Origin of the sequence: Chromobacterium sp. LK11, assembly GCF_001043705.1 — a bacterium.
In the GTDB taxonomy this organism is placed as follows: domain Bacteria; phylum Pseudomonadota; class Gammaproteobacteria; order Burkholderiales; family Chromobacteriaceae; genus Chromobacterium; species Chromobacterium alkanivorans.
On record NZ_LDUR01000028.1, the window covers coordinates 20,985 to 44,163 of the forward strand.

The window sequence follows — 23,179 nt, forward strand, 5'->3', positions numbered from 1 at the left end:
TATGTATCTATTAAATGGAACACTGAACGCCGCCGTGGACGCCGCCGCCGCGCTGGCGCAATTGCAAGCCGGGCTGCCGGCAGCGCTGGCCCGGCCGCCGGCGCTGGACGCGGTGTTGGCATGCGCCGAAGGCTTCGCCGCCGCCCTGCCGCAACGGGCGCAGGCGCTGGGCCTGGACGCCGCCGCCGTCGACGCGCTGCAAGGCTTTTGCCGGCGCGAGGCGCTGGAAGCCAAGGTAAGTCGCGAGCTGGGCGAACAGGCCTTCTCGCTGCGCCGCTTCGACTACCGCCAGCCCCGCTTCGAAAGCTGGCGGCCGCTGGGCCTGGTGGCCCACATCACCCCGGCCAACGCGCCGCTGCTGCCCTTCATGGCGGTGCTGGAAAGCCTGCTGGCCGGCAACGTCAACTGGCTGCGCCCCAGCGGCAGCGATCAGGGCCGCAGCGCGCGGCTGCTGGCCGACTTTCTGAGCCACGACGCCGCCGGCGATCTGGCCGCCCACGTGGCGGTGCTGCCGCTGGCCACCGATCAACTGGCCGGCCTGCTGGCCCGCGCCGACGCGGTGTCCGCCTGGGGCGGCGACGCCGCGCTGGAAGCAATCCGCCGCCAAGTGCCGGCCGGCTGCCGCTGGATAGCCTGGGGCCACCGCATCAGCTTCGCCTACCTGGACCCGGCCGCGGCGACGGTGGCCGATTACGAGGCGCTGGCCGATGACGTTTGTCGTTTCGATCAGCAAGCCTGCTCCAGCCCGCAATGCCTGCTGGTGGACAGCGAGGACGAAGCCGCCTTGCGCAGCGTGGCCCAGGCCATAGCCGCCGCGCTGGCGCGGCGCGCGCCGGCCTGGCCGGCCTTGCAGCCGGATGTGCAGGAAGCCGCGGAAATCTCCAGCCAGCTGGCCATGCTGCGGCTGGACCAGTCTTTCGCCGGCGTGGCCGGCGCGGTGGAGCAGGGCGAGGGCTGGCGCGTGGCCTGGGCGCAGCGCCAGGAACTGGCGGCCTCGCCGCTGTTCCGCACCCTGCAACTGCGGCCGGCGCCGCGCGCGCGGCTGGTGGAACTGCTGCTGCCCTGGCGCACCCATTTGCAAAGCTGCGGCCTGATCGCCGCGCCGGAACAGCTGCCGGCGCTCAGCCGCCTGCTGCTGGACGCCGGCGTCGGCCGGCTGTGCCCGGCGGGAGCGATGCACGACGGCTACGCCGGCGAGCCGCACGACGGCGTTTACGCGCTGAGCCGGCTGACGCGGCGGGTGTCGGTCAGCCTGCGCGACGGCCAGCTGCCGGGCCATGCGACGCTGGACGCCTTGCCGCCGCCGCCGGCCGGTCTGGACGCGCTGCCGGTGATGGACAAAACGGCCTTCCAGCAAGCCGAAATGGGGCCGGCCGCCCAGCTGTTCTTCCGCAGCGGCGGCAGCAGCGGCGAACCCAAGCTGGCCGGCTTCAGCTACCGCGATTACCACCGCCAGATGCAGGCGGCGGCGGACGGCCTGCTCGCCGCCGGCCTGGACCCGGCGCATGACCGGGTGATGAATCTGCTCTACGGCGGCAACCTCTACGGAGGCATGCTCAGCTTCTTCACCATCCTGGACAAGCTGGGCGCGCCGCAATATCCAATGGGCGGCCCGGTGGACGACGACTTCAGCCAGATCGCCCACTTCATCGTGTCCCAAGGCGTCAACACCCTGGTGGGGATGCCGGGCACCTTGCAGCGCCTGTTCGAATGCGAGGAAACCGCGCTGCGCGCCTACGGCGGCGTGCGCAAGCTGTTTTGCGGCGGCGAACACATCAGCGACGGCCAACGCCAGTTCCTGGCCGGCTTCGGCGTGGAGCTGATCCGCTCCGCGATGTACGGATCGGTGGACGCCGGCCCGCTGGGCCACGCCTGCGGCCACGGCCGCGACGGCGAATTCCATCTATTGGCCGATATCCAGTGGCTGGAAATCCTGGAGCAGGACAGCGACCGCCCGGCCGCGCCCGGCGCCGTCGGCCGCCTGGCCTTCACCTCGCTGGCGCGGGAAGGCCAGAACGTGCGGCGTTACGACCTGGGCGATCTGGGCCGCTGGCTGCCCGGCCGCTGCGGCTGCGGTCTGCCGTCGCCGCGCTTCCAGCTCACCGGCCGCCACGGCGCGCTGCTGCGCGCCGGCACCATCTTCGTCAACCCGGAAGCGCTGTCCGCGCCGCTGGGCCTGGCTGTGCAATGGCTGGTGGACCACGCCGCCAGCGGCGGCGACCGCATCCGGGTGTTGGCCGACGGCGACGCCGCGCAGGTGCGCGCCCGCCTGCTGCAACACCCGATGCTGAACGAGGTGGTCAGCGGCGGCCTGCTGCAACTGGACGTCATCGCCACCCCGGCCAGCCAGTTCCAGCGCCATCCGCAAAGCGGCAAGACCCCACTGGTGTTGGATCTGCGCCGCAACACGGAGCCGGCGCGATGAAGGCCGCCACGGAGGCCGGGCTGCGCCGGCTGGTGGAACACGCCCGCGCTCACTCGCCGTTTTTCACCGCGCTGTACCGCGAGCTGCCGGCGGACTGGACGCTGAGCGATCTGCCGCTGATAGAACCGGCCGACTACTGGCGTCAATGCCAGCCGCTGGCGGATTGGCCGGTGCTGAGCGGCCCGCTGGCGGACGGCCATGTGTTCAAGACCGGCGGCTCCACCAGCGAAGGTAAGCTGTCGGTGTTCCGGCGCGACGAATGGCAGGCCTTCGTCCGCGCCTTCGGTCAGGGCCTGGGCCGGCAGCTGCTGCCCGGCGACCGCGTCGCCAACCTGTTCTTCGCCGGCGATCTCTACACCAGCCTGCTGTTCATCCACGGCGCGCTGTCGCACTCGCCGGTGCCGGTGGTGGAATTCCCGTTCACCTGCAATGTCGAGGACGCCGCGCTGGCCGACGCCATCGCCACGCTGGACATCAATGTGCTGGCCGGCGTGCCGGTGCAGCTGGTGCGCTTCGCCAGCTGGCTGCAACAAGCCGGCCGCACGCTGCCCGGCGTGCGCTGCCTGCTCTACGGCGGCGAAAGCCTGTTCGCCGAACAACTGGCCCTGCTGGGCCGGGTGTTTCCCAAGGCCCGCATCGGCTCCATAGGCTGCGCCAGCGTGGACGCCGGCCTGATCGGCGCCGCCGGGCCGGATTGCGGCCAGGGCGAACACCGCGTGTTCGACGCCGACACCATCGTCGAAATCATCGACGAGGCCAGCGGCCTGCCGATCACCGAGCCGGACCGCAAGGGCCTGCTGGTGGTCAGCAATCTGCAACGCCGGCTGATGCCGGTGATCCGCTATCCCACCGGCGACCTGGCCTGCTGGCGCGAGCCGGCCGGGCGGCCGGAACGCAAGTTCGCTCTGCAAGGGCGCGCCAGCCGCGGCCACCGCGTGCGCGTCTGCACGCTGTCCTTGTTCCCGGACGAACTGGACCCGCTGCTGCGCGGGCAGGGCGGCGTGCTGGCCTGGCAGCTGCTGGTGGGCCGCCGCGACGGCGTCGACACCCTCAGCCTGCGGGTGGCCAGCGAATACGCGCCGGCCCCGGCGGCGGAGCCGCTGCGCCAACTGCTGCTGACAGCGCAACCGGCCCTGGCCGAGCTGTGCCGCCAGGGCCTGCTGCGCTTGGACGCCGCCTACTGCGCGCCGGAGGCCATGCACACCCATCCGCGCTCCGGCAAGCTGATGCGGGTGGTGGACCAGCGTGCTTACGACGAGGTGGCGGCATGAGCATAGACATCCGCGTTTTCCAGGCGGACGACGCCGCCGGCGTCAGCGCCTTGTTCCGCGCCATCTACGGCGAACACTACGTCTATCCGGACGTCTATCTGCCGTCTATGATCCGCCGTCACAACGCCGCCGGCCGCTGGCATTCCGCCGTCGCCGTGCGCGATGGCCGGGTGCTGGGCCACGCCGCGCTGTGGCGCGACCCGCATTGCCCGGGCAGCGCCGAGCTGGCGCTCAACGTGGTGCATCCGGACGCGCGCGGCCAGGGCCTGGCCACCGCGCTGGGCCGCCATCTCAGCGCCCAAGGCGCGGCCCTGGGCCTGAGCATGCTCACCATCAAGCAAGTGTCGTCCCACGGCCAGAGCCAGCGCCTGGCCAAGACCCTGGGCTTCCACACCACCGGCCTGCTGCTGGACTACGTGGCTTCGCCGTTTGGCCAGCCGCAGCCGGAAAGCATTGTGCTGGGCTGCCTGCCGCTGCAAAGCCGGCCTATCCCGGCGCTGAACTGGCCGGCGGCGTGGCGGGAATGGCTGACGCCGCTGAGCCGCGCCTTCGGCAGCGCGCCGCCGCCGGAGCAAGCTCCGGCTGGCGGCCTCAGCATCGCCAGCCATGGCCGGCGGCTGGAAGTGGGGCTGGAGGACATCAGCGGCGGCCGGCTGCGCGAAGTGGCGGCGCTGCCGGCCGGGCGCTTGGTCTACGTCAGGCTGGCGCTGGGGCCGGACGCCCCGCGCGCGGCGGCCGCGCTGCAACAGGCTGGCTTCGTCTGCGGTGGCCTGGTGCCCGGGCCGGACGGCAGCTGGCAGGCGTTGCTGCTGCGCGGGCACGGCCAGCAGGAACTGGCGCTGAGCTGCCCCTTGGCCAACCATCTGCATCGGTTGAGCCGGCAGGTGGCGGCGGCGGTGGCCGCCTGAGGCCGGCGGTTCAGCCGCGCAGGCCAAAACGCCGCCGCCGCGCGTCCCGGTGGCGGGTTTTGTCTGCGATGGCCTGCCGCAGCAAGGCCAGCTGATAAGCGCGCCGGTGCAGCACCGCCTTGAGTAGAACCCCGCCCAGCAGCATGCCGGCGACGCCGGCCAGGGCCAGCATCAATAGATCGCGTCCATTCCAATGGCTGAAAGGCAGGGAGAACTGGAACAGCCGGTTCAAGGCTGAGCCTTGATCGGACAGTTTTTCCCACACCGCCAAGGCGAAGCCGGCGATGGAAAACAGAGCGAGCTGCTCATGGCTGCCGATGATGGCGCCGATGCGGCTGCCGACTTGCTCCTGCTTGTCTTGCAGCGCCTGCGCCGCCTGTTCCAGCGCGGACTGCCGGTAAGGTCGCAATAAAGCCGCCTGGAGCCGGTCATGTCCCAGTTCCTTCAACAGATCGCGCTGGGCCTGGTGTCGGAAGCGGATCAGCAAGGCCAGGCCGGGTAGGCTGTTGACGATGATGGAAAGCAAGGACAGCGCGATGCACAGCAGCGCCAGGATTTGCGCGGTCCAGACGCCAATGCGGGGCAAGGGCGCGGCAAGATGCCACAGGGCCAGAACCAGCAGTGCCGCGAACAGGCCGCCAGAGCTCAGCAAGGCCAGCTGCGCGTAGCGCTCGCAGCCGCGTTCGAAGGAGCTTTGCTTCTGCTTGGCGCTAATGGGGCGCAGGCCGTGCAGCCGTTGCAGCACGGCGTCGGGATCATGCAACGGGTTGCGATGGGAGACGGTCATGAGGAATTCGATGGCGGCCAAAACCCGGCATCCTAATCCAAACGGCATGCGGCGTCAGCGGTTGGCGTCTGAGTTTTATCGGCAAAGCTGGGATGGCCGTTCCATGATGAAGGGCGTGAGCTTCAAACGCGCAAGCGTTGAAAGTTATTGGTGTAAAATGAATTAATAAAGTCAATCAATTCCAATCCGTCATGAATATCTCCCTCCGCCACCTGCGCGCCTTCTCGGCCGTTGCCGAAGCCGAAAGCTTCACCGCCGCGGCCCGCCAGCTGTTTCTGACGCAATCCACACTGACCAAGACCATACGCGAGCTGGAGCAGGAGATCGGGCTGACGCTGTTTGAGCGCACCACCCGCAAAGTGGCGCTGACCACGCAGGGCAACGCCTTCCTGCCGGTGGCCCGCCGGCTGCTGAACGACTTTGAACTGCTGCTGTCCGATCTGCGCGAAAAATCAGCCGGCAGCAGCGGCAGCGTCTACGTGGCCAGCGGCATGGCTTTTGCGTCCAGCGTGCTGCCCGAGGTGCTCAAACGGCTGAGAAGAGACTACCCGTGCATTCATGTGCGGCTGCTGGACGACACCAGCGGCGGCGTGGTGCGCCGCATCGAATCGGGCGAGGTGGACATCGGCATCGGCTCTTATGTGGGCGCGGCCGGAGACAAGCTGGACAAGCGCCAGCTGCTTTCCGCCCGCTTGGGGGTGATGTTTCCGCCGGGCTTCGAGCCGCCGGCGGGGCCGCTCAACTGTGAATCCTTGCGGCAATGGCCCTTGCTGCAGGACGAGAGCGACACCAGCATCATGTCCGCGCTGGAGCGCAGCCATCCCGAGCTCTGGCAGCAGGTGGCCAGCAAGATCACCGTCACCAATCTGGACATGCAGTTCTGCCTGATCCGCGCCGGGGTGGGTGCTTGCGTGCTGTCGGCGCTGGCGGCCTCCCACCCGTCGGCGCGGGATCTGCCCTACCGCTTGTTTGAGTCGGCCGAGCTACAGCGGGACGTCCACGTGTTCACCCGGCGCGGCGTGCCGCTGTCGCCGGCCGCCTTCACCTTTTTGCAGGTGCTGGACGAGGTGTTGCCGACGATAGCCTTTCACTCCGGGGTGACGCTGGCGGCCTAACGGCGACGCGGTAGGGGAGGGCTTACTTGCCGATGCAGAAGCGGCTGAAAATCACCCCCAGCAGATCGTCGGCGCTGAATTCGCCGGTGATCTCGGACAGCGCGTTCTGCGCCATGCGCAACTCCTCGGCGAAGATTTCCACTTGTTCCCAGTCCGCGTGCGCCAGTTCCAGGTGTTCTGCGGCGCGGCGGATGGCGTCCAGGTGGCGCTGGCGCGCCAGGAACACGCCTTCGCCGCCGCCGCTGTAGCCTATCATCTCCAGCAGCTTGGCCTTGAGCAGCTCCACGCCGGCGTGGGTGCGCGCGGACAGGCGCACCAGCGGGTGGCCGTCTTCATCGGCCAGGCCCGGCGCTTCGCCGGACAGGTCCACCTTGTTGAACACGTGCACGCGCGGCAGCGCCGCCGGCAGCCGTTGCAGGATGGCCTGCACCTCGCCGGTCAGGCCGTCGCGGCTGTCCGCCAGCACCAGGGCCAGGTCCGCGCGCTCCACCGCTTGCCAGGTGCGTTCTATGCCTATCTTCTCCACCACGTCGTCGGTGTCGCGCAGGCCGGCGGTGTCGATGATGTGCACCGGCACGCCGTCGATGACGATCTCCTCGCGCACGGTGTCGCGAGTGGTGCCGGCGATGTCGGTGACGATGGCGATGTCGTCGCCGGCCAGCGCGTTCATCAGGCTGGATTTGCCGACATTGGGCTGGCCCACCAGCACCACGTGCATGCCCTCGCGCAGGATGGCGCCCTGCTTGGCGGTGGCCTGCACCTGCACCAGCCGGCCGCGCAGCCGCTCAAGCTTGCCCAGCGCGTCCGCCTGTTTGAGGAAATCGATCTCCTCTTCCGGGAAGTCCAGCGTCGCCTCCACCAGCATGCGCAGGGTGATCAGCTCGTCCACCAGCACGTGGATTTCCTTGGAGAAGGCGCCTTTCAGCGATTTGAGCGCGCTCTTGGCCGCGGTTTCGCTGCTGGCGTCTATCAAGTCCGCCACGCTTTCCGCCTGGGCCAGGTCCAGCTTGTCGTTGAGGAAGGCGCGCTTGGTGAATTCGCCCGGCTCCGCCAGCCGCGCGCCCAGCTCCACGCAGCGCGCCAGCAGCATTTTCAGCACCACCGGCCCGCCGTGGCCCTGCAGCTCGATCACGTCCTCGCCGGTGAAGCTGTTGGGGCCGGGGAAGTAGAGCAGCAGGCCGTTGTCCAGCGGCTGGCCGTGGGCGTCGACGAAGTCGGTGTACAGCGCGTAGCGCGGTTTGGGCGTCTTGCCGCCGCTGACGGCGGCGGCGAAGGGCAGCAAATCCTTGCCGGACACGCGGATCACGCCAACGCCGCCGCGGCCGGGAGCGGTGGCGATGGCGCAGATGGTGGCGGGGGTGTAGCTGAGGCTCATGGGCATTCCTTGGAATCTGGGCCGCGGCCCCCGCGCGGCGGGGCGTCGTGGCGAATACGCTTCAATTATCCAGCAAAAAACCCGGCCATGCGGCCGGGTTTGGGGTTCAGAGCGCGCCGGGCAATCAGGATTGCAGCGCGGCCTTGTTTTTCTTCTCGATGCTCTTGTTGATCTGCCACTGCTGGGCCATCGACAAGATGTTGTTGACCACGTAGTACAGCACCAGGCCGGACGGGAAGAAGAAGAACATCACCGAGAAGGCCACCGGCATGATCTTCATCATCTTGGCCTGCATCGGGTCCGCCGGCGGCGGGTTCAGGAAGGTCTGCAGGAACATGGTGGCCGCCATGATCACCGGCAGCACATAGTACGGGTCCGGGCGGGCCAAGTCGGTGTACCACAGGATCCACGGCGCCTGGCGCAGCTCAACCGAAGCCAGCAGCGCCCAGTACAGGCCGATGAACACCGGGATCTGGATCAGCATGGGCAGGCAGCCGCCCAGCGGATTCACCTTCTCGGACTTGTACATCTCCATCACCGCCTGCTGGAACTTCATGCGGTCGTCGCCGTACTGCTCCTTCATGCGCTCAAGACGCGGCGCCAGCGCCTTCATCTTGGCCATGGAGCGGTAGGACGCGGCGGTCAGCGGGTAGAAGATGGCCTTGACGGTCAGGGTCAGCAGCACGATGGCCCAGCCCCAGTTCTGCACCAGCAGGTGCAGCTTGGTCAGCAGCCAGAACAGCGGGGAGGCGAAGATGTGGAAGATGCCGAAGTCCTTGGCGTATTCCATGCCGTCGGCCAGCTTGCTGATCACATCGTACTCTTCCGGGCCGGCGAACAGCGGCACGGACACGCTCAGGCTCTGGCCCGGGGCGATGGTGGCGTAGTCCACCAGCGCGGCGGCGGAGTTCAGGCCGTTGCTCTGCTTCAGCTCAAAGCGGCAGGACTTGTCGTCCTTGCACACGCTGGCGCCGTCCAGCGGCTTCAGGATCCACGCGGACATGAAGTAGTGCTGGATCATCGCCACCCAGCCGTCGCTGCCGGTCTTGGCGTAATCGCCCTTGCCCTTGGCCAGGTCGTCGAAGCTCACCTTCTGGAATTTGTTTTCCGAGGTGTAAACAGCTGGGCCGGTGAAGGTGTGGGCCAGGCGGCCTTCGCCTTCCGGAGTCTGGCTGTCGCGCAGCAGGCGGTAGTAAGCGGTGGCGGCCAGCGGCGCGGCGCCGCCGTTGGCGATGTCGTAACGCACGCCAATCTTGTAGCTGCCCTTGGTGAAGGTGTAGATCTTGCTTACCTTCACTCCATTGGCTTCCGGCGCGGTCAGCTTCACTTCCAGCTTGTCGCCGGAGAGCTCGTAGCTGGTTTTTTCCGCGGCGAATACGGTTTTGTGGGTGGGCAGCGCCGGGTTGCTGGCGGCCACCAGGCCGGTTTGCGCCACATAGACGCGGCCGTTCCGGTCCGTCAGCAGATCAAGCGGCTTTTTGCTGTCCACGGCGGAATCGTGCTTCAACAGCGTCAGCTGGCGCAGATCGCCGCCCACGGTGTCGATCTCGGCCTTCAGCACATCGGTGTTCACCGTGATGCGCTGGCCGGAGCTCAGCTTGTTGGAATCCACCGGCTGGGCGTTGTGGGACGCGCTGTTGGCGGCCTGCTGCTGCGTGGCGGCCTGTTTTTGCGCGGCCACCTGCTGCGGCGTCGGCTTGGGCGCGAAAAACTCCTGCCAACCTAGCAGGATGCCCAGGGACAGCATGATGAAGATTATGAGGCGCTTGGAATCCATCTCTCGATACCGGATTTAAGTTCAGGGAACTGGGTCGTAGCCGCTGCCGCCCCAAGGGTGGCAACGTCCGATGCGTCTGGCGGCCAGCCAGCCGCCCTTGAGTGCGCCGTGTTTTTTCACCGCCTCGATCGCGTAGCTGGAACAGGTGGGCTGGAAGCGGCAACGCGGTGCCAGCCACGGGCTGATAGCCAGCTGGTAAAAACGGATCAGGAGGATGAAGAGACGCGACATCGTGCCAGTTTAGCAAACAGAGAAGACAAAGCCGTGATCACTTCAGTTCGCTCGGCGCGAGTAAAAGGCACCTTGGCGCGGACCACGAAGTCCATCTCCGGCAGCGTTTGCCGGTTCAGGCGGAACCACTCGCGCACCGTGCGCTTGATGTAATTGCGGCGCACGGCTCGCTTGTGGACCTTGCGGCCCACCACCAGGCCCAGCCGCGCGTGCCCCAATTCATTGGGCCGGGCCGATACCTGGAACGTGGCGTTGCTGCGCGACATCCGCAAACTAAAAACGGATGAGAACTCATCCGTTTTTAATAGCCGGTGCGCACGGCGAAAGCGGTAAGCCGACAAAGGGCTTATACGGCCAGACGCTTGCGGCCTTTGGAACGACGGGCTGCGATCACTGCGCGGCCGCCGCGGGTCTTCATGCGGACCAGAAAGCCGTGGGTACGCTTACGACGGGTATTGGAGGGCTGGTAAGTACGCTTCATGATTGGAATTCCTGTTTCGAAACGGAAATAAACGCGTGATTTGACAGGATAAACGCCGGTTTGTCAATGAGGAATTTTCTAAGCACCTGTGGATAACTTTGAGAAAAACCGTTAGAATGCCAAGGCTTACCGTTCCGAGTCCGCTGCGCAATTATTGAACGCGCGCCGGGGCGGAACGCCAACCCAGAGAAGCGCTGCCAAAATTCAGCCCCACCCAACTGGAAGCAACGCGCGCCCGTGTAGGCGCGGCGCGGGCCGATCCAGGAATTTTGCCAGCGGTTCTCGGGGGCCGCCCCATCCTTGTCCGGCCCGCCTTGCGGCCGGGCGATGCGCGGGCCGCGGCCCTTGAATCATGCCGAACACACGTCGTCCGCCCCGCGTGCGGGGCGCGGCGGCTTCTCCCGCCGCTTGGCCGTAAAGCCGACAGCGGGTTTTTCGCTTTTACTTGCGTATATGTAATGACCGAACTGGATCAATTTTGGCCTGGCTGCCTGGCCCGCCTGGAGGCCGAACTGTCTTCGCAACAGTTCAACACCTGGATCAAGCCGCTATCGGCTGAAACCACGGAAGAGGGCATCGCGCTGTTTGCGCCCAACCGCTTCATTATGCAGTTCATCAAGGACCGCTTCCTGGCGCGCATTGAAGAACTGGCGGTGGAGCTGGTGGGCGAGTGCCTGGTGGAGCTGCGCCTGGGCGCGCCCGCCGGCCGCCCGGCCGCCGCGCCCGCGGTGATGCCGGTCAAGGCCAAGCCCTCTCCCAGCGTGCCGGCCCCCAGCGCGCCGTCCCAGGCCAAGCAGGCCGCGGTCAAAGCCATTGGCGGAAGCCACGAAAGCACCCGGCTCAACCCCTCGTTCACCTTTGACACTCTGGTGACCGGTAAGGGCAACCAGCTGGCGCGCGCCGCGGCCATGCAAATTGCGGAAAACCCGGGCGACCAAGCCTACAACCCGCTGTTTGTTTATGGCGGCGTGGGCCTGGGTAAGACTCACTTGATCCAGGCCATTGGCAACCACGTGTTCCAAAAGAACCCGCAAGCCAAGATCCGCTACATTCACGCCGAACGCTATGTGGCCGACATCATGCGCGCCTACCAGCACAAGGCCTTTGACGAATTCAAGCGCTACTACCACTCGCTGGACCTGCTGCTGATCGACGACATCCAGTTCTTTGCCGGCAAGAACCGCACCCAGGAAGAGTTCTTCTACGCCTTCAACGCGCTGATCGAGGGCGGCAAGCAGGTGATCATGACCTGCGACAGCTATCCCAAGCAGATAGAAGGCATGGAAGAGCGGCTGATCTCCCGCTTCTCCTGGGGCCTGACCGTGGAAATCCAGCCGCCGGAGCTGGAAATGCGCGTGGCCATTCTGATGAAAAAGGCCGAGGCCGACAGCATCAAGCTGGACCACAACGTGGCCTTCTTCATTGCCCAGAACGTGCGCTCCAACGTGCGCGAACTGGAAGGCGCGCTCAAGCGCGTGGTGGCTTACGCTCGCTTCACCAATCAGAACATCTCGCTGGAACTGGTCAAGGAAGCGCTCAAGGACATCCTGGCCGCCGGCAACCGCCAGGTGACCGTGGACGCCATCCAGAAAACTGTGGCCGAGTACTACAAGATCAAGCTGTCCGACATGCACAGCAAAAAGCGCAGCCGCGACATCGCCCGGCCGCGCCAGGTGGCGATGGCGCTGGCCAAGGAACTGACCCAGCTGTCCCTGCCCAATATCGGCGACGCCTTTGGCGGCCGCGACCACACCACCGTGCTGCACGCGTGCAAGACCATTGCCGAAATGCGCGGCAACGACGCCGATATCGCTCACGATTACGACACGCTGCTGGCCATGCTGCGTAACTAAGACCATGAAGCCTAACTTGAACCGACTCACAAACACCCAACGGGAGCCCGCCCCATGCTGATCCTGCAAGCCGAACGCGATGCCCTGCTCAAGCCACTGCTGGCAGTCACCGGCATTGTCGAGCGTCGTCACACCCTGCCCATCCTGTCCAATGTGCTGATAGAGAAAAAAGGCGGACAAGTGGGCTTCCTGGCCACGGACCTGGAAATCCAGATCACCACCGCCAGCAGCGACGAATTGCCGGGCGAAGACTTCCGCCTGACCACCTCCGCCAAGAAGCTGCAGGACATCCTGCGCGCCATCCCGGGCAACGCCACCGTGACCCTGGAACAACTGGACGGCGGCCGCCTGACCCTGAAAGCCGGCAAGAGCCGCTTCAACCTGCAAACCCTGCCGGCCGACGACTTCCCGTTGCTGTCCGTGGGCAGCGCCAGCGACTCCAGCTTCAGCCTGAGCCAGCGCGAACTCAAGCGTCTGATCTCCCAGGTGCAATACGCGATGGCGGTGCAGGACATCCGCTACTACCTGAACGGCCTGCTGATGCAGACCGACGGCAACCAGGTGCGCCTGGTGGCCACCGACGGCCACCGCCTGGCCTTCGCCAGCGCGGACGTGGAAGCCAACCTGCCCAAGTCTGAAGTGATCCTGCCGCGCAAGACCATCATCGAACTGTACAAGCTGCTGCAGGACATCGACGACCCGATCAATATCGAAGTGCTGGCCAACCAGGTGCGCTTCAGCTTCGGCTCCACCGTCATCATCAGCAAAGTGGTGGACGGCAAGTTCCCGGATTACAACCGCGTCATCCCGCTGGACAACGACAAGATCTTCCTGATTGAACGCCTGGAATTCCTGCACGCCTTGCAGCGCGCCGCCATTCTGGCCAACGAGAAATTCCGCGGCGTGCGCCTGGTGCTCAAGTCCGGCTCCATGTCCATTCTCTGCACCAACAGCGAGCAGGAAGAAGCGGAAGAAGAACTGGAAATCGCCTATCAGGGCGGCGAGCTGGAAATCGGCTTCAACATCAACTACCTGATGGACGTGCTGACCAACCTGCCGGCGGACACCCTGCAACTGGCCTTTGGCGATTCCAACCGCAGCACCCTGGTCACCATACCGGACGTCAGCAACTTCAAGTACATCGTCATGCCCATGCGGATTTGACGCCGGCCGCCACCCGGCAGCCCGCCGGCGGCGGAGGCCCAGCCTCCGCTTCCGGCAAACGGATTTTCAGATTGACCGGCAGAGGCCGGCCGCGCGGCGCCAGGAGTCACTCCCGGCCCGCCCGGCCCCTCTCCATACAGAAAGCAGCAGATGAGCGAACAGGAATACGGCGCGGATAGCATCAAAGTCCTCAAAGGATTGGATGCCGTACGCAAACGCCCCGGCATGTATATTGGCGACACCTCGGACGGCACCGGCTTGCACCACATGGTGTTTGAAGTGCTGGACAACGCCATTGACGAAGCGCTGGCCGGCCATGCCGACACCATCAAGGTCATCATCAACCCCGACAACTCCATCACCGTGGAAGACAACGGCCGGGGCATCCCCACCGACATCCACCCGGAAGAGGGGCGATCGGCGGCGGAAGTGATCATGACCATCCTGCACGCCGGCGGCAAATTCGACAGCAACAGCTACAAGATCTCCGGCGGCCTGCACGGCGTGGGCGTCTCCGTGGTGAACGCGCTGTCCGACTGGCTGCGTCTGAAAATCTGGCGCGACGGCAAAGTCCATGAAATGGAATTCCGTCGCGGCGACGCCGTGGCCCCGCTCACCGTCACCGGCCACACCAACCACCGCGGCACCGAAGTGACCTTCCGCGCCAGCGAAGAAACCTTCGGCCTGGTGGAGTATCACTTCGACATCCTGGCCAAGCGCATCCGCGAACTGTCCTTCCTCAATCAGGGCGTGGGCATCAACCTGATAGACAAGCGCAGCGGCAAGGAAGAAAGCTTCGCCTTCTCCGGCGGCGTGGCCGGCTTCGTGGAATACATGAACCGCAACAAGACCGTGCTGCACCCCAAGGTGTTTTACGGCATCGGCGAAAAAGAAGGCATGACCGTGGAAGTGGCGATGCAGTGGAACGACTCCTACCAGGAAAGCGTCCAGTGCTTCACCAACAACATTCCTCAGCGCGACGGCGGCACCCATATGACCGCGCTGCGTCAGGTGATGACCCGCACGCTGAACCAATACATTGAAGAGAGCGAAGTCGCCAAGAAAGCCAAGGTGGACACCACCGGCGACGACATGCGCGAAGGCCTGACCTGCGTGCTCTCCGTCAAACTGCCGGACCCCAAGTTCTCCAGCCAGACCAAGGACAAGCTGGTTTCCAGCGAAATTGGCCCGGTGGTCAATGAAGTGATCAGCGAAGCGCTGAAAACCTATCTGCTGGAACACCCCAACGACGCCAAGATCATCTGCGGCAAGATCGTGGAAGCCGCCCGCGCCCGCGAAGCCGCGCGCAAGGCCCGCGAAATCACCCGCCGCAAAGGCATCATGGACGGCCTGGGCCTGCCCGGCAAACTGGCGGACTGCCAGGAAAAAGACCCCAAGCTGTGCGAACTCTATCTGGTGGAGGGCGACTCCGCCGGCGGCTCCGCCAAACAAGGCCGCGACCGCAAATTCCAGGCTATCCTGCCGCTGAAGGGCAAGATCCTGAACGTGGAACGCGCCCGCTTCGACAAAATGCTGCAAAGCCAGGAAGTGGCCACCCTGATCACCGCCATGGGCTGCGGCATTGGCAAGGACGAGTACAATCCGGACAAGCTGCGCTACCACCGCATCATCATCATGACCGATGCCGACGTGGACGGCGCCCACATCCGCACCCTGCTGCTCACCTTCTTCTACCGCCAGATGAGCGAACTGGTGGAGCGCGGCCACATCTACATCGCCCAGCCGCCGCTGTACAAGGCCAAAGTGGGCAAGCAAGAGCGTTACCTCAAGGACGACTCCGAGCTTAACCAGTTCCTGCTGCAACTGGCGCTGGAAAAAGCCGAGCTGATCCCGGCGGAAGGCGCCGCCGCGCTGTCCGGCGATACCCTGGGCGAAATTGCCCGCCAGTTCCTGCTGACCCGCTCCGTGATTGAACGCGAAAGCCGCGTAATCGACCCGCTGGTGCTGGAAGCCATGCTCAAGACCGGCCCGCTGTCCCTCAGCAGCCAGCAAGAAGCGGACGCCGCGCTGGCCAAACTGAGCGCGCTGCTGCCGGTGGAAGCCATCGAACTGGAACTGTTGCGCGACGAAAAGAACGACGGCCACCTGATCAAGATCATCCGCAAACTGCATGGCAACGTGATGGTGACGGTGATGGACCAGGACTTCCTGGAATCCGGCGACTACGCGGAAATGAAGAAAACCGGCGACATGCTCAGCGGCCTGCTGCGTGAAGGCGCCCACGTCAAACGCGGCGAAACCGTGAAACCGGTGGCAGAGTTTGGCGAAGCGCTGGACTGGCTGCTGGCGGAGGTGAAGAAGGGCATGAACATCCAGCGCTATAAAGGCCTGGGCGAGATGAACCCGGAACAGCTGTGGGAAACCACCATGGACCCCACCGTGCGCCGCCTGCTGAAGGTGCGCATTGAAGATGTGATGAGCGCGGACGACGTGTTCACCACCCTGATGGGCGACGAAGTGGAACCGCGCCGGAACTTCATCGAAGGCAATGCCTTGATTGCGCGGAATATCGACGTGTAAGGATTGTAGGATCTCACGAAGATCTAGATTTTTCCCACTTTTCTAGATTTTTGGGATTCTGCCAGCTGTACTCAGCTTAGCAAATGGCTTCCAGGTTTGGAGGCCATTTTGCATTTCTAGGAAGCAAATAACATGTCATCTTGACCGCTAGCCCCTCGAAAAATGATGTTATCATTCTTGGAATTTTTTACATGAAAGTCTAAGCATGAGCGCAAAGTTTTCGCGAGAAATAGAAGCTTTCATTAGAGTGTATGTAAAGGATCTTGAAGAAGGTACTGCTGCTATATTTGCTGGTGCAGGCCTCTCCAAAAGCTGCGGCTTCGTTAATTGGAGCGAACTGTTAAGTGAAATTGCAGAAGAACTCGGGTTGTCGGTTAAATTAGAGCATGACCTGATTTCTGTTGCGCAGTACCATGTCAATCAGAAGAATAGTGCAACCGGTCTGGCACGAAAAATCCTTGAGGAATTCTCAGAGCAGGCGGAACCTTCTGCAGCTCACCAGATCCTCGCACGGCTTCCAATAGGAACATATTGGACGACAAACTATGACACTATAATCGAAGATAGTCTCAAAGATAACTATCGCGTCGCAGATGTCAAGCGTAAGACTGATGACCTTATTACTACTCGTCCTAAACGAGACGCTGTTGTTTACAAAATGCACGGCGACGTAGGTTCATCAACTGCTGCCGTTCTCTACAAAGCTCAGTATGAGCAATACTACAAGACCCATGAGGCCTTTGTAACGACGCTGAGCGGGGATCTGATTTCCAAGACATTCCTCTTCATTGGCTTCAGCTTCACTGATCCCAACCTCGACTACGTACTGAGCCGGTTGCATGTACCAGCCGCCCATCGACGAACCCACTACTGCATCCTTCGTAAGGAGCCTTCCATACAGCAAGAGGGTGAGGACGCCGACTTTGCGATGTACAGGCAACGTCGACAAGAACACCATACACGAGACTTACTCCGGTTTGGTATCCAGGCAGTGCTAGTCGACGAATATGAAGATATTCCAGTCATCCTGAGAGAAATCGAGAACCGTTTTCTCAAAAAAACTATCTTCATCTCAGGTAGTGCAGAAGAGTATGGTACTTGGGATAAGCAGGAAGCATTGAACTTTGTACACTCTCTCTCCGCTTCCTTAGTGAAAGCGGGTTACCGCATCGTGAACGGATTCGGATGGGGTATTGGCAGTGCTGTCATAAACGGTGCTCTCGATGCTATCTATAGCAAGCCTGACAAGTACTCCGAGGATCAGCTCATAATGCGGCCGTTTCCGCAGTTGCCATCAAGTGGTAAGGACCTGCCAGCATTGTGGGATGAATATCGGCACCGCATGATTGGTCTTTCCGGTATTGCCCTGTTCCTCTTCGGCAACAAGTTCGATGGTGGCAGCATAAAAAATGCTGATGGCATGAGAGAAGAGTTTCAAATCGCCCAGGAAACTGAGGTTGCCGTGCTCCCGCTGGGCATTACTGGCTACATGGCGAAGGAGTTGGCAGACGAAATGCTGGCGGATCCAGACAAGCACTTTGCCCAGTATCCCTGGCTCCAACAAGAAGTGGCCCAGCTTGCGGATCCCGCAGCAGACCGAGCCAAGATCGAGACGCAGGTTCTGTCCATCATCAAGAAACTTGGAGGCTAGAGATGAAGCGTAAGGTCTTTTACAGCTTTCACTTCGATAACGATGTGATGCGGGTGCATCAAATTCGCAACATGGGAATTCTGGATGGTGACGAGCCCGCCAACCCCAACACCTGGGAACAGATCAAGCGCTCCGAACAAGGCGTGAAGAACTGGATCGACAAGAATCTGCACGGGAAATCCTGCCTCGTGGTACTGATCGGTAGCCAAACGGCCAACCGTCCGTGGGTCAAATATGAGATCCAACGAGCGTGGGAGCTAGGCAAGGCGGTGGTGGGTGTTCACATCCATAGACTGAATTGTCCTCAGAACGGATTCGGAACGAAAGGTGCCAATCCTTTCGACCAATTCACCTTCCAGCGCAACAATCAAATTATCAAGCCGCTCATTTATGAGCCTAGCTACAGCAACGCCTATGGCGATATCAAGGATAACTTGGCGATCTGGATCGAAAACGCCATCAAACACTAACCTAACCAGAAGTACTCAACATGGCATTCTTCACCAAAAGCGAGGCACGTGCTGCTGCAACTAGCGCTCGTGGATATCGTACCGCTAAAGCTGTTTTGACCGCGACAATGGAGAGTTACAAAGAGCACGAAAAATTTGATATCTTCCTATCCCACTCCAGCGTCGATTCCGATCTTGTTTTGGGTGTGATGATCCTGCTACAGAAGCAGAACCTAAATGTCTACGTAGACTGGGTTGTCGACAGGCAACTGAACCGTAATTCCGTGGACAAAGCTACGGCCGCTACTCTGAGGCAGCGCATGAAGCACTCCCATTCTATGATATATATCGCGACTGATAGTGCATCGAACTCGAAATGGATGCCATGGGAGCTAGGCTTCTTCGATGGTCACAAGCCTGGACAGGTAGCCATTCTCCCATTGCAGGATACCGAAAACCAAAGCTTCCAAGGACAAGAGTACCTGGGTCTTTATCCAGTCGTTACCAAGCACCTGCAGAACAACACCATGAACCATTACATCGAAGATCGAGGCAACAAGTGGAGCACTCTCTCGAATTTTGCCCGCGGGGTGCCATCGTGGAAAGGCTATTGATAGCTTTTCTCGTAGCTTAATTTTCCTGCTTTCCAATACTCGCGGTCTGTTTGTGATACACGTCGCTAGTGTAATTTACAGTAGCTTTTGCTACAGCGCACAGCTGTAAGGAAGAGCGCGAGGGTACGCAGGGGGGCAACAAAGCTCAGATGGAGCATGGAAATGTGACACGGCATATATTGGGGGAGAGTCCAACAGAGTTCGGGGGAGCTATGGGGTTGTAGTAGTACGTGTGCCGTAACCCAGACCCCGCCCTAATTGTCGTTCGCTAAAATGCTAAAACCTCCCATCAAAACAAAGATCCAGTCCTCATGGGATGCCCATAGAGTTCCAAGATTTGTGTCTGGAACTGTGTCTGCCCTCCGTAGCTAGGATGCCTCACGCAAATCACAGGTACGGAATCCGTGATGCGATGGGCCGCAGCGGCGGCGTCGTTGCCGATGGCGACAATACGAGAAGGGCGTAGCAAGGCAATGAGCTGTTGGAGCAGTTCTTCTCCGGCTCGCCTTTCACGCGCGTTGTGCTGCCGGTTGGTGAACGGGTCTCCTGATTCATGCGGATGAAGGGGGAAGACGTTCCAGAGGAAGATGCGAGCATCAATGTGTTCCAGCATACCCCATATGACCGCAGCAGTTCGTTCAGCTACAGCACTGCCTTTCGTCGGCAGTTCTGCGGCTAGGTCGAGATCCCAACGCCTAGCGTGCTGGCTCATGTGAACGTCGTCAGTCAGGGCTAGCCCAGTGCGGCGGCCTCCGCGATACCCGAGGTCTCGCCCGATCCATATCGCGTCTATGGGTTCCTCGATTGCACGGCGCAACATGGCAGAAAGTGCGGCAGTACGGCGACGCGGCGCATCGCGCCGATCATGAACTTCACATCGATCCGAATACGGATTAAAGCAGTCATCGAACTGTAGCGAAGCAACTGCTTGAACGAATGGGTGGATCTTCATTTCTCAGGCTCAAGTGGCATGTATTTGATGGTACGTTGTTCTCGATTTCCAATGATCCAGCCACCTTGATTTGCCTTGAGCTGGCGAAAAACAGCATACCCATCCAGGATAGCCTTCTCCCAGAGCTTTAGTGGGCATTTCTCCACCTCGTAACCACTCACGAACTCACCAATGGTCTTGAGAATCCCAAGTGAAACCTTTTTCTGGTCCTCGAAGAAATTCAACTCTTTGGCTCTGGAGAAAATCCAAGCCGCAACCCCTTCCTCAACGACGATGGCCCGACCACTATCCTGCTCTTCATCATATGTCGGATTGCTCTTTCGCTTGTGCTTGATCAATGCCCGCATCACAGGTGACCAGTGCAAAATTGCTGCATAAGCAAAATGGAAGACATCATGGAACCGGTAGCCATCACTGTCGGCAATGTTGTCGGTTAGAGGGTCACCGATGAACACCCCCCTCCATTGGAGATAACTCTTGCCACTGCCTCGTTGATTGACCCGGATTTTGAAGTCCCTGGGTAGCTGTTCCTCGATCCCAAATTCACTGTCGAAATCAAGACCGACCAGATCGTCTGCCTGCGGTTCCAAGAACGTGCCGCGAGCTTTCCGAAGATTGCCGCGAGCCACCTCAGAAAACGCAAGTTCGGCCGCATGAATTGCATCCAGATAGGCCCGAGCGAAAGCAATCAAATCATTGCGTGCAGGGGTGCCCCCCAGAAGGACCGCCGCTGATTGCCCCAAACGTACCAAGGTGGCGTCCAACGAAGCAGTTGCCGCGACGGGCACTGCGATATAGGCTAACGCACCGTTGGTGATGTCACTTGCAGCGCCCACATTCTTGAATTCTCCGTAGCTCGCAGCTTCCGTGAAGATATCTTCAAGGGGAATCTGCAGGCGCCTGCAGATTGCAGCCAAATACCAGAGGGTGTCGCCAAATTCTTCTTCTGCCGCTTTCTTAAAACCCGGGTAAGCAGTTCTTTCTCTAACATTTTTCTTGGCCGTAGCCATTATACCGCCGACTTCTCCGTATAGTCCTTGGAGGATAGGATTGAATTCATCCGGGTCAAGTACGTCTGTGGCTGCAATTTCCGCAGCGTAATCCGAGAGTAAGAGGGAGCCTTCTTTTTTCATAGGTTACCTGCGCAGAGTAAGCCATTCGAATGGAGCGCCCTGATAACCGCTCACGTCAAGGCTGCGAATCCATTGTTCAAGCTTCATAACCAGTTGTGCATCGTCAAAAGTGGTTAGGCCTATTCCAGCCTTGCATAGAGGGCGACCCTGCTGGTCTTTCAGTTCCTCGGGAAACTCAGGCCCCTCGCCCCCGAAATATACAAAATGATTGCTGATCAGGACTCTGTTTACGCCTGTATCTCGAGCTACATGATCAGGGTTGAGCGTCCCATCGGGTCGAGAGTGAAATGAGTCTCGCTGCAGCCAAGTGGACGCAGGAGCAGCCTTGAAGTAGATGTTGTCCCCACAACTTTGCTTCCGACTCCCATCGCGGTACGGTTTCTTGGACTCAAACCGTGGATCTACTCCATACTCGTCAAATGTCAGTGCCTCAGTAACGCGCATCGCATACACAAGATACCCACCGCGCCGGACACTCCTATCATTACTACCACTTCCGACCACCCAGTCACCGATATCAGCACCTCGGCGGATACTGGGCTTGCAGGTTGCAAGTGTGCAGTAGTCGTAAAAAGGATTGGGGGCGAAGCCACTATCGTACCGCACCACGTAGGAGTGAATTCTAGCCATCAGCAGGGGTGCCGCTTAAGTGGAACCGGGGAGCAGGCGCTGCCATCAGGATTTTCCCACGAGTCCTTCCCGTTGATCGCCTCAATGATTGCATCACCGTTCCAACCAACCAAGGCATCGGCATACTCTTTTAGTGCCTCTGGAAGGTCGCATCCCTTCTCTCCATGCTCCCAGACACCAACAATGCGCTTGCCCTGTTTGGCGGCATACTCGATTTCCCAGTTAACCCAATCGCTGTTCTTGGTTTGCGGGGAGACATAGCATATGAACACGCCAGCCCAATTGATAGCAGGTGCTAGTATCTGTGTTTTTATGTAGTGTTCATCAGTCGCTTTGTTGAACTTTCCCTTATGGATGGAGGCATCACGAATCTCCATTCCCTTAGGGTTCAGCAAATCCTTGAGTTTCTGGAGCCCATGATCGTCCTTGTGAACATGACTTATAAACACATTTCTTTTCTCTGCCACCAGTCACCTCCTGTAAATATCGTACACATCCACCTTGCATAGGCGATCACCCACCCCACCAAGATATGATAAACGCATCAGCATCAACAAAGCCACTCCTTCCCCGAGTCCATGCATAAGTGGGAATAAAGTAACTTGCCCCCACTCACCACGAAAAATCATGTAGCATTATCAAAATATCTATTTATGCTTTTGAACTATAATTGAAATGTACGTAGCATTCCATAACTCGTGGTCCCAGCAGAGTCATTCGGTAAGGACCCCAACCTTGGAAGTATGTATGGGCCATGCAACAGATGTGGCGGATGCATCCGTCGAGTCACAGTCAGGTCTCCCTGGTGCTCTTGGTGGAGGGGTTGATATGGTGGCAATTCAAGTTCTGATCACAGCTCGAACCCGAAGTCGGTATCTAGCCTGGATCTGTTCATGAGCCTGATCCCATTCGGTTTGAAAGATGGTGTTCTGGTCGAGGTCGGCGAAGTTCCCCAAGGACTCGCCTGTGACTGCATCTGCCCAGCGTGTCGCGGCCCCTTGGTGGCCCGTCATGGCCAGATTAACATCCATCATTTTGCCCATCACTCGCGTGCTTCCTGCACCGAGGCGATGGGTCAAGCCATGCTGCTAGCCATTGTTGAAACGCTACAGGTACCGGCTTGCAAACTCTGCTTACCTGGGCCGCAACCACGAGTCCTCGTCCTTGAGACGGTGACGCTGCCTGTGACCGCGGTTCCGGGGGGGGCCGCCGTGCAGGTCTGGTACCACCAGCACCCTCTGCAGCTACTAGTCGAGTGGGATCTGGCCGCCGGCGCCACCACGCGCTCGCAATGGCAGACGCAGCGTGTGCCCTCTATCGCGCTCAACCTAACTGCTTTTGTTCGCGAAATCCAGCACGGACAACGGAAGCAAATCCGCAAGCGCGATGTCCAGTTCTGGCTACAGACTGAAGGATACAAGAGTTGGATCTATCGCACGCCGCGAGCAGGACCGGAGGCACCACCCCCTGGTTGTCCAGGGGATGAGCATCGCGCAGTCGCCATGCCTTCGCCAGTCACATTGGCGCGACCAAGGCCAAGCACACCGCCGGCCATCATTTCGCGACCGCGCAGTCAAACCCCGCCCAGCCAGGAAGAAATTCGAGAAGCATTGATGGCCCAGCTAGCGCATCGCACGCCTCGGGCACCGGTTGATATGGATCTGTTCATCTGCCGAATTGAGGACGCTATCCGACTCGGCGAGCTGGCGGATGCCGGTCGGCGCTATCTGTTCAAATCAAATCTATTACCAAAAGATGATATTTGGGTAGGGCAAGTCTTGATTCGACTTGGCTACGGGGTAGAGTGATCAGTTCGGGGCTC

21 protein-coding genes are annotated in these 23,179 nt (G+C 61.2%); 11 read left to right on the top strand and 10 right to left on the bottom strand.

The window, feature by feature from the left end:
- The first annotated feature begins 1 nt into the window (after nt 1).
- The 3 genes from VK98_RS16880 to VK98_RS16890 are packed head-to-tail and all read left to right on the top strand — an operon-like array spanning nt 2 to nt 4,604.
- Complete coding sequence (locus VK98_RS16880; RefSeq protein WP_048415142.1) at nt 2-2,425, top strand: acyl-CoA reductase; 2,424 nt, start codon at nt 2-4, stop codon at nt 2,423-2,425.
- The gene (locus VK98_RS16885; RefSeq protein WP_048415143.1) at nt 2,422-3,696 is read left to right on the top strand and encodes a phenylacetate--CoA ligase family protein; all 1,275 of its coding nucleotides are present in this window, start codon (nt 2,422-2,424) and stop codon (nt 3,694-3,696) included. Before VK98_RS16880 ends, VK98_RS16885 begins: the two co-directional genes overlap by 4 nt.
- Complete coding sequence (locus tag VK98_RS16890; RefSeq protein ID WP_048415144.1) at nt 3,693-4,604, top strand: GNAT family N-acetyltransferase; 912 nt, start codon at nt 3,693-3,695, stop codon at nt 4,602-4,604. The genes VK98_RS16885 and VK98_RS16890 overlap by 4 nt, the downstream gene beginning before the upstream one ends.
- A gap of 10 nt (nt 4,605-4,614) precedes the next feature.
- Here VK98_RS16890 and VK98_RS16895 read toward each other — a convergent pair whose 3' ends face one another.
- The gene (locus VK98_RS16895) at nt 4,615-5,391 is read right to left on the bottom strand and encodes a hypothetical protein (protein WP_156187915.1); all 777 of its coding nucleotides are present in this window, start codon (nt 5,389-5,391) and stop codon (nt 4,615-4,617) included.
- A gap of 191 nt (nt 5,392-5,582) precedes the next feature.
- Here VK98_RS16895 and VK98_RS16900 point away from each other — a divergent pair, with 191 nt between their 5' ends.
- Nucleotides 5,583-6,506 (top strand): LysR family transcriptional regulator, encoded by a 924-nt coding sequence (locus tag VK98_RS16900; RefSeq protein WP_048415146.1) that lies wholly within the window; start codon nt 5,583-5,585, stop codon nt 6,504-6,506.
- Nucleotides 6,507-6,528: 22 nt separating this feature from the next.
- Here the strand turns inward: VK98_RS16900 and mnmE are convergent, their stop codons facing one another.
- From mnmE to rpmH, 5 genes are all read right to left on the bottom strand, one after another.
- Nucleotides 6,529-7,881, bottom strand: a complete 1,353-nt coding sequence (gene mnmE, locus VK98_RS16905) for a tRNA uridine-5-carboxymethylaminomethyl(34) synthesis GTPase MnmE (RefSeq protein WP_019102217.1) — start codon at nt 7,879-7,881, stop codon at nt 6,529-6,531.
- Nucleotides 7,882-8,005: 124 nt separating this feature from the next.
- The gene (yidC, locus tag VK98_RS16910) at nt 8,006-9,658 is read right to left on the bottom strand and encodes a membrane protein insertase YidC (RefSeq protein WP_048415147.1); all 1,653 of its coding nucleotides are present in this window, start codon (nt 9,656-9,658) and stop codon (nt 8,006-8,008) included.
- A 21-nt stretch (nt 9,659-9,679) separates the two neighbouring features.
- Nucleotides 9,680-9,889, bottom strand: coding sequence for a membrane protein insertion efficiency factor YidD (gene yidD, locus VK98_RS23445; RefSeq protein WP_043639818.1), 210 nt, complete (start codon nt 9,887-9,889; stop codon nt 9,680-9,682).
- Entirely contained in the window at nt 9,865-10,230 is a 366-nt protein-coding gene (gene rnpA, locus VK98_RS16915; protein WP_048415148.1) for a ribonuclease P protein component, read from the bottom strand. The genes yidD and rnpA overlap by 25 nt, the downstream gene beginning before the upstream one ends.
- A gap of 5 nt (nt 10,231-10,235) precedes the next feature.
- The gene (gene rpmH, locus VK98_RS23450; RefSeq protein ID WP_048408088.1) at nt 10,236-10,370 is read right to left on the bottom strand and encodes a 50S ribosomal protein L34; all 135 of its coding nucleotides are present in this window, start codon (nt 10,368-10,370) and stop codon (nt 10,236-10,238) included.
- Nucleotides 10,371-10,828: 458 nt separating this feature from the next.
- On the opposite strand from rpmH, the gene dnaA reads away from it, so the two are divergent.
- The 6 genes from dnaA to VK98_RS16945 all read left to right on the top strand — a co-directional run bounded on the left by dnaA (nt 10,829) and on the right by VK98_RS16945 (nt 18,642).
- The gene (dnaA, locus tag VK98_RS16920; protein ID WP_048415149.1) at nt 10,829-12,223 is read left to right on the top strand and encodes a chromosomal replication initiator protein DnaA; all 1,395 of its coding nucleotides are present in this window, start codon (nt 10,829-10,831) and stop codon (nt 12,221-12,223) included.
- 54 nt (nt 12,224-12,277) lie between these two features.
- Nucleotides 12,278-13,387: a DNA polymerase III subunit beta gene (gene dnaN / locus VK98_RS16925; RefSeq protein WP_048415150.1), complete on the top strand. Its 1,110-nt coding sequence runs from the start codon at nt 12,278-12,280 to the stop codon at nt 13,385-13,387.
- Between the two features lie 150 nt (nt 13,388-13,537).
- Nucleotides 13,538-15,928, top strand: coding sequence for a DNA topoisomerase (ATP-hydrolyzing) subunit B (gene gyrB / locus VK98_RS16930; RefSeq protein WP_048415151.1), 2,391 nt, complete (start codon nt 13,538-13,540; stop codon nt 15,926-15,928).
- A 205-nt stretch (nt 15,929-16,133) separates the two neighbouring features.
- The gene (locus VK98_RS16935) at nt 16,134-17,579 is read left to right on the top strand and encodes an SIR2 family protein (protein WP_048415152.1); all 1,446 of its coding nucleotides are present in this window, start codon (nt 16,134-16,136) and stop codon (nt 17,577-17,579) included.
- A gap of 2 nt (nt 17,580-17,581) precedes the next feature.
- Nucleotides 17,582-18,049, top strand: a complete 468-nt coding sequence (locus tag VK98_RS16940; protein WP_048415153.1) for a TIR domain-containing protein — start codon at nt 17,582-17,584, stop codon at nt 18,047-18,049.
- Between the two features lie 20 nt (nt 18,050-18,069).
- Entirely contained in the window at nt 18,070-18,642 is a 573-nt protein-coding gene (locus tag VK98_RS16945; RefSeq protein ID WP_048415154.1) for a toll/interleukin-1 receptor domain-containing protein, read from the top strand.
- 289 nt (nt 18,643-18,931) lie between these two features.
- On the opposite strand, the gene VK98_RS16950 is transcribed toward VK98_RS16945, so the two are convergent.
- Genes VK98_RS16950 through VK98_RS16960 form a run of 4 tightly spaced genes read right to left on the bottom strand, consistent with a single transcriptional unit; the run spans nt 18,932 to nt 21,824 of the window.
- The gene (locus VK98_RS16950; RefSeq protein WP_048415155.1) at nt 18,932-19,594 is read right to left on the bottom strand and encodes a uracil-DNA glycosylase; all 663 of its coding nucleotides are present in this window, start codon (nt 19,592-19,594) and stop codon (nt 18,932-18,934) included.
- Nucleotides 19,591-20,727, bottom strand: coding sequence for a nucleoside triphosphate pyrophosphohydrolase family protein (locus tag VK98_RS16955; protein ID WP_048415156.1), 1,137 nt, complete (start codon nt 20,725-20,727; stop codon nt 19,591-19,593). The genes VK98_RS16950 and VK98_RS16955 overlap by 4 nt, the downstream gene beginning before the upstream one ends.
- Nucleotides 20,728-20,730: 3 nt before the next feature.
- Nucleotides 20,731-21,357, bottom strand: a complete 627-nt coding sequence (locus VK98_RS23455) for a hypothetical protein (RefSeq protein ID WP_082159090.1) — start codon at nt 21,355-21,357, stop codon at nt 20,731-20,733.
- A complete protein-coding gene (locus VK98_RS16960; protein WP_048415157.1) occupies nt 21,357-21,824 on the bottom strand; it encodes a TIR domain-containing protein in 468 nt (155 codons plus the stop codon). The genes VK98_RS23455 and VK98_RS16960 overlap by 1 nt, the downstream gene beginning before the upstream one ends.
- A 426-nt stretch (nt 21,825-22,250) precedes the next feature.
- Between VK98_RS16960 and VK98_RS23830 the strand changes: the two genes are divergently transcribed.
- Complete coding sequence (locus tag VK98_RS23830; RefSeq protein WP_197083079.1) at nt 22,251-23,165, top strand: competence protein CoiA family protein; 915 nt, start codon at nt 22,251-22,253, stop codon at nt 23,163-23,165.
- The last annotated feature ends 14 nt before the right edge of the window (nt 23,166-23,179 follow it).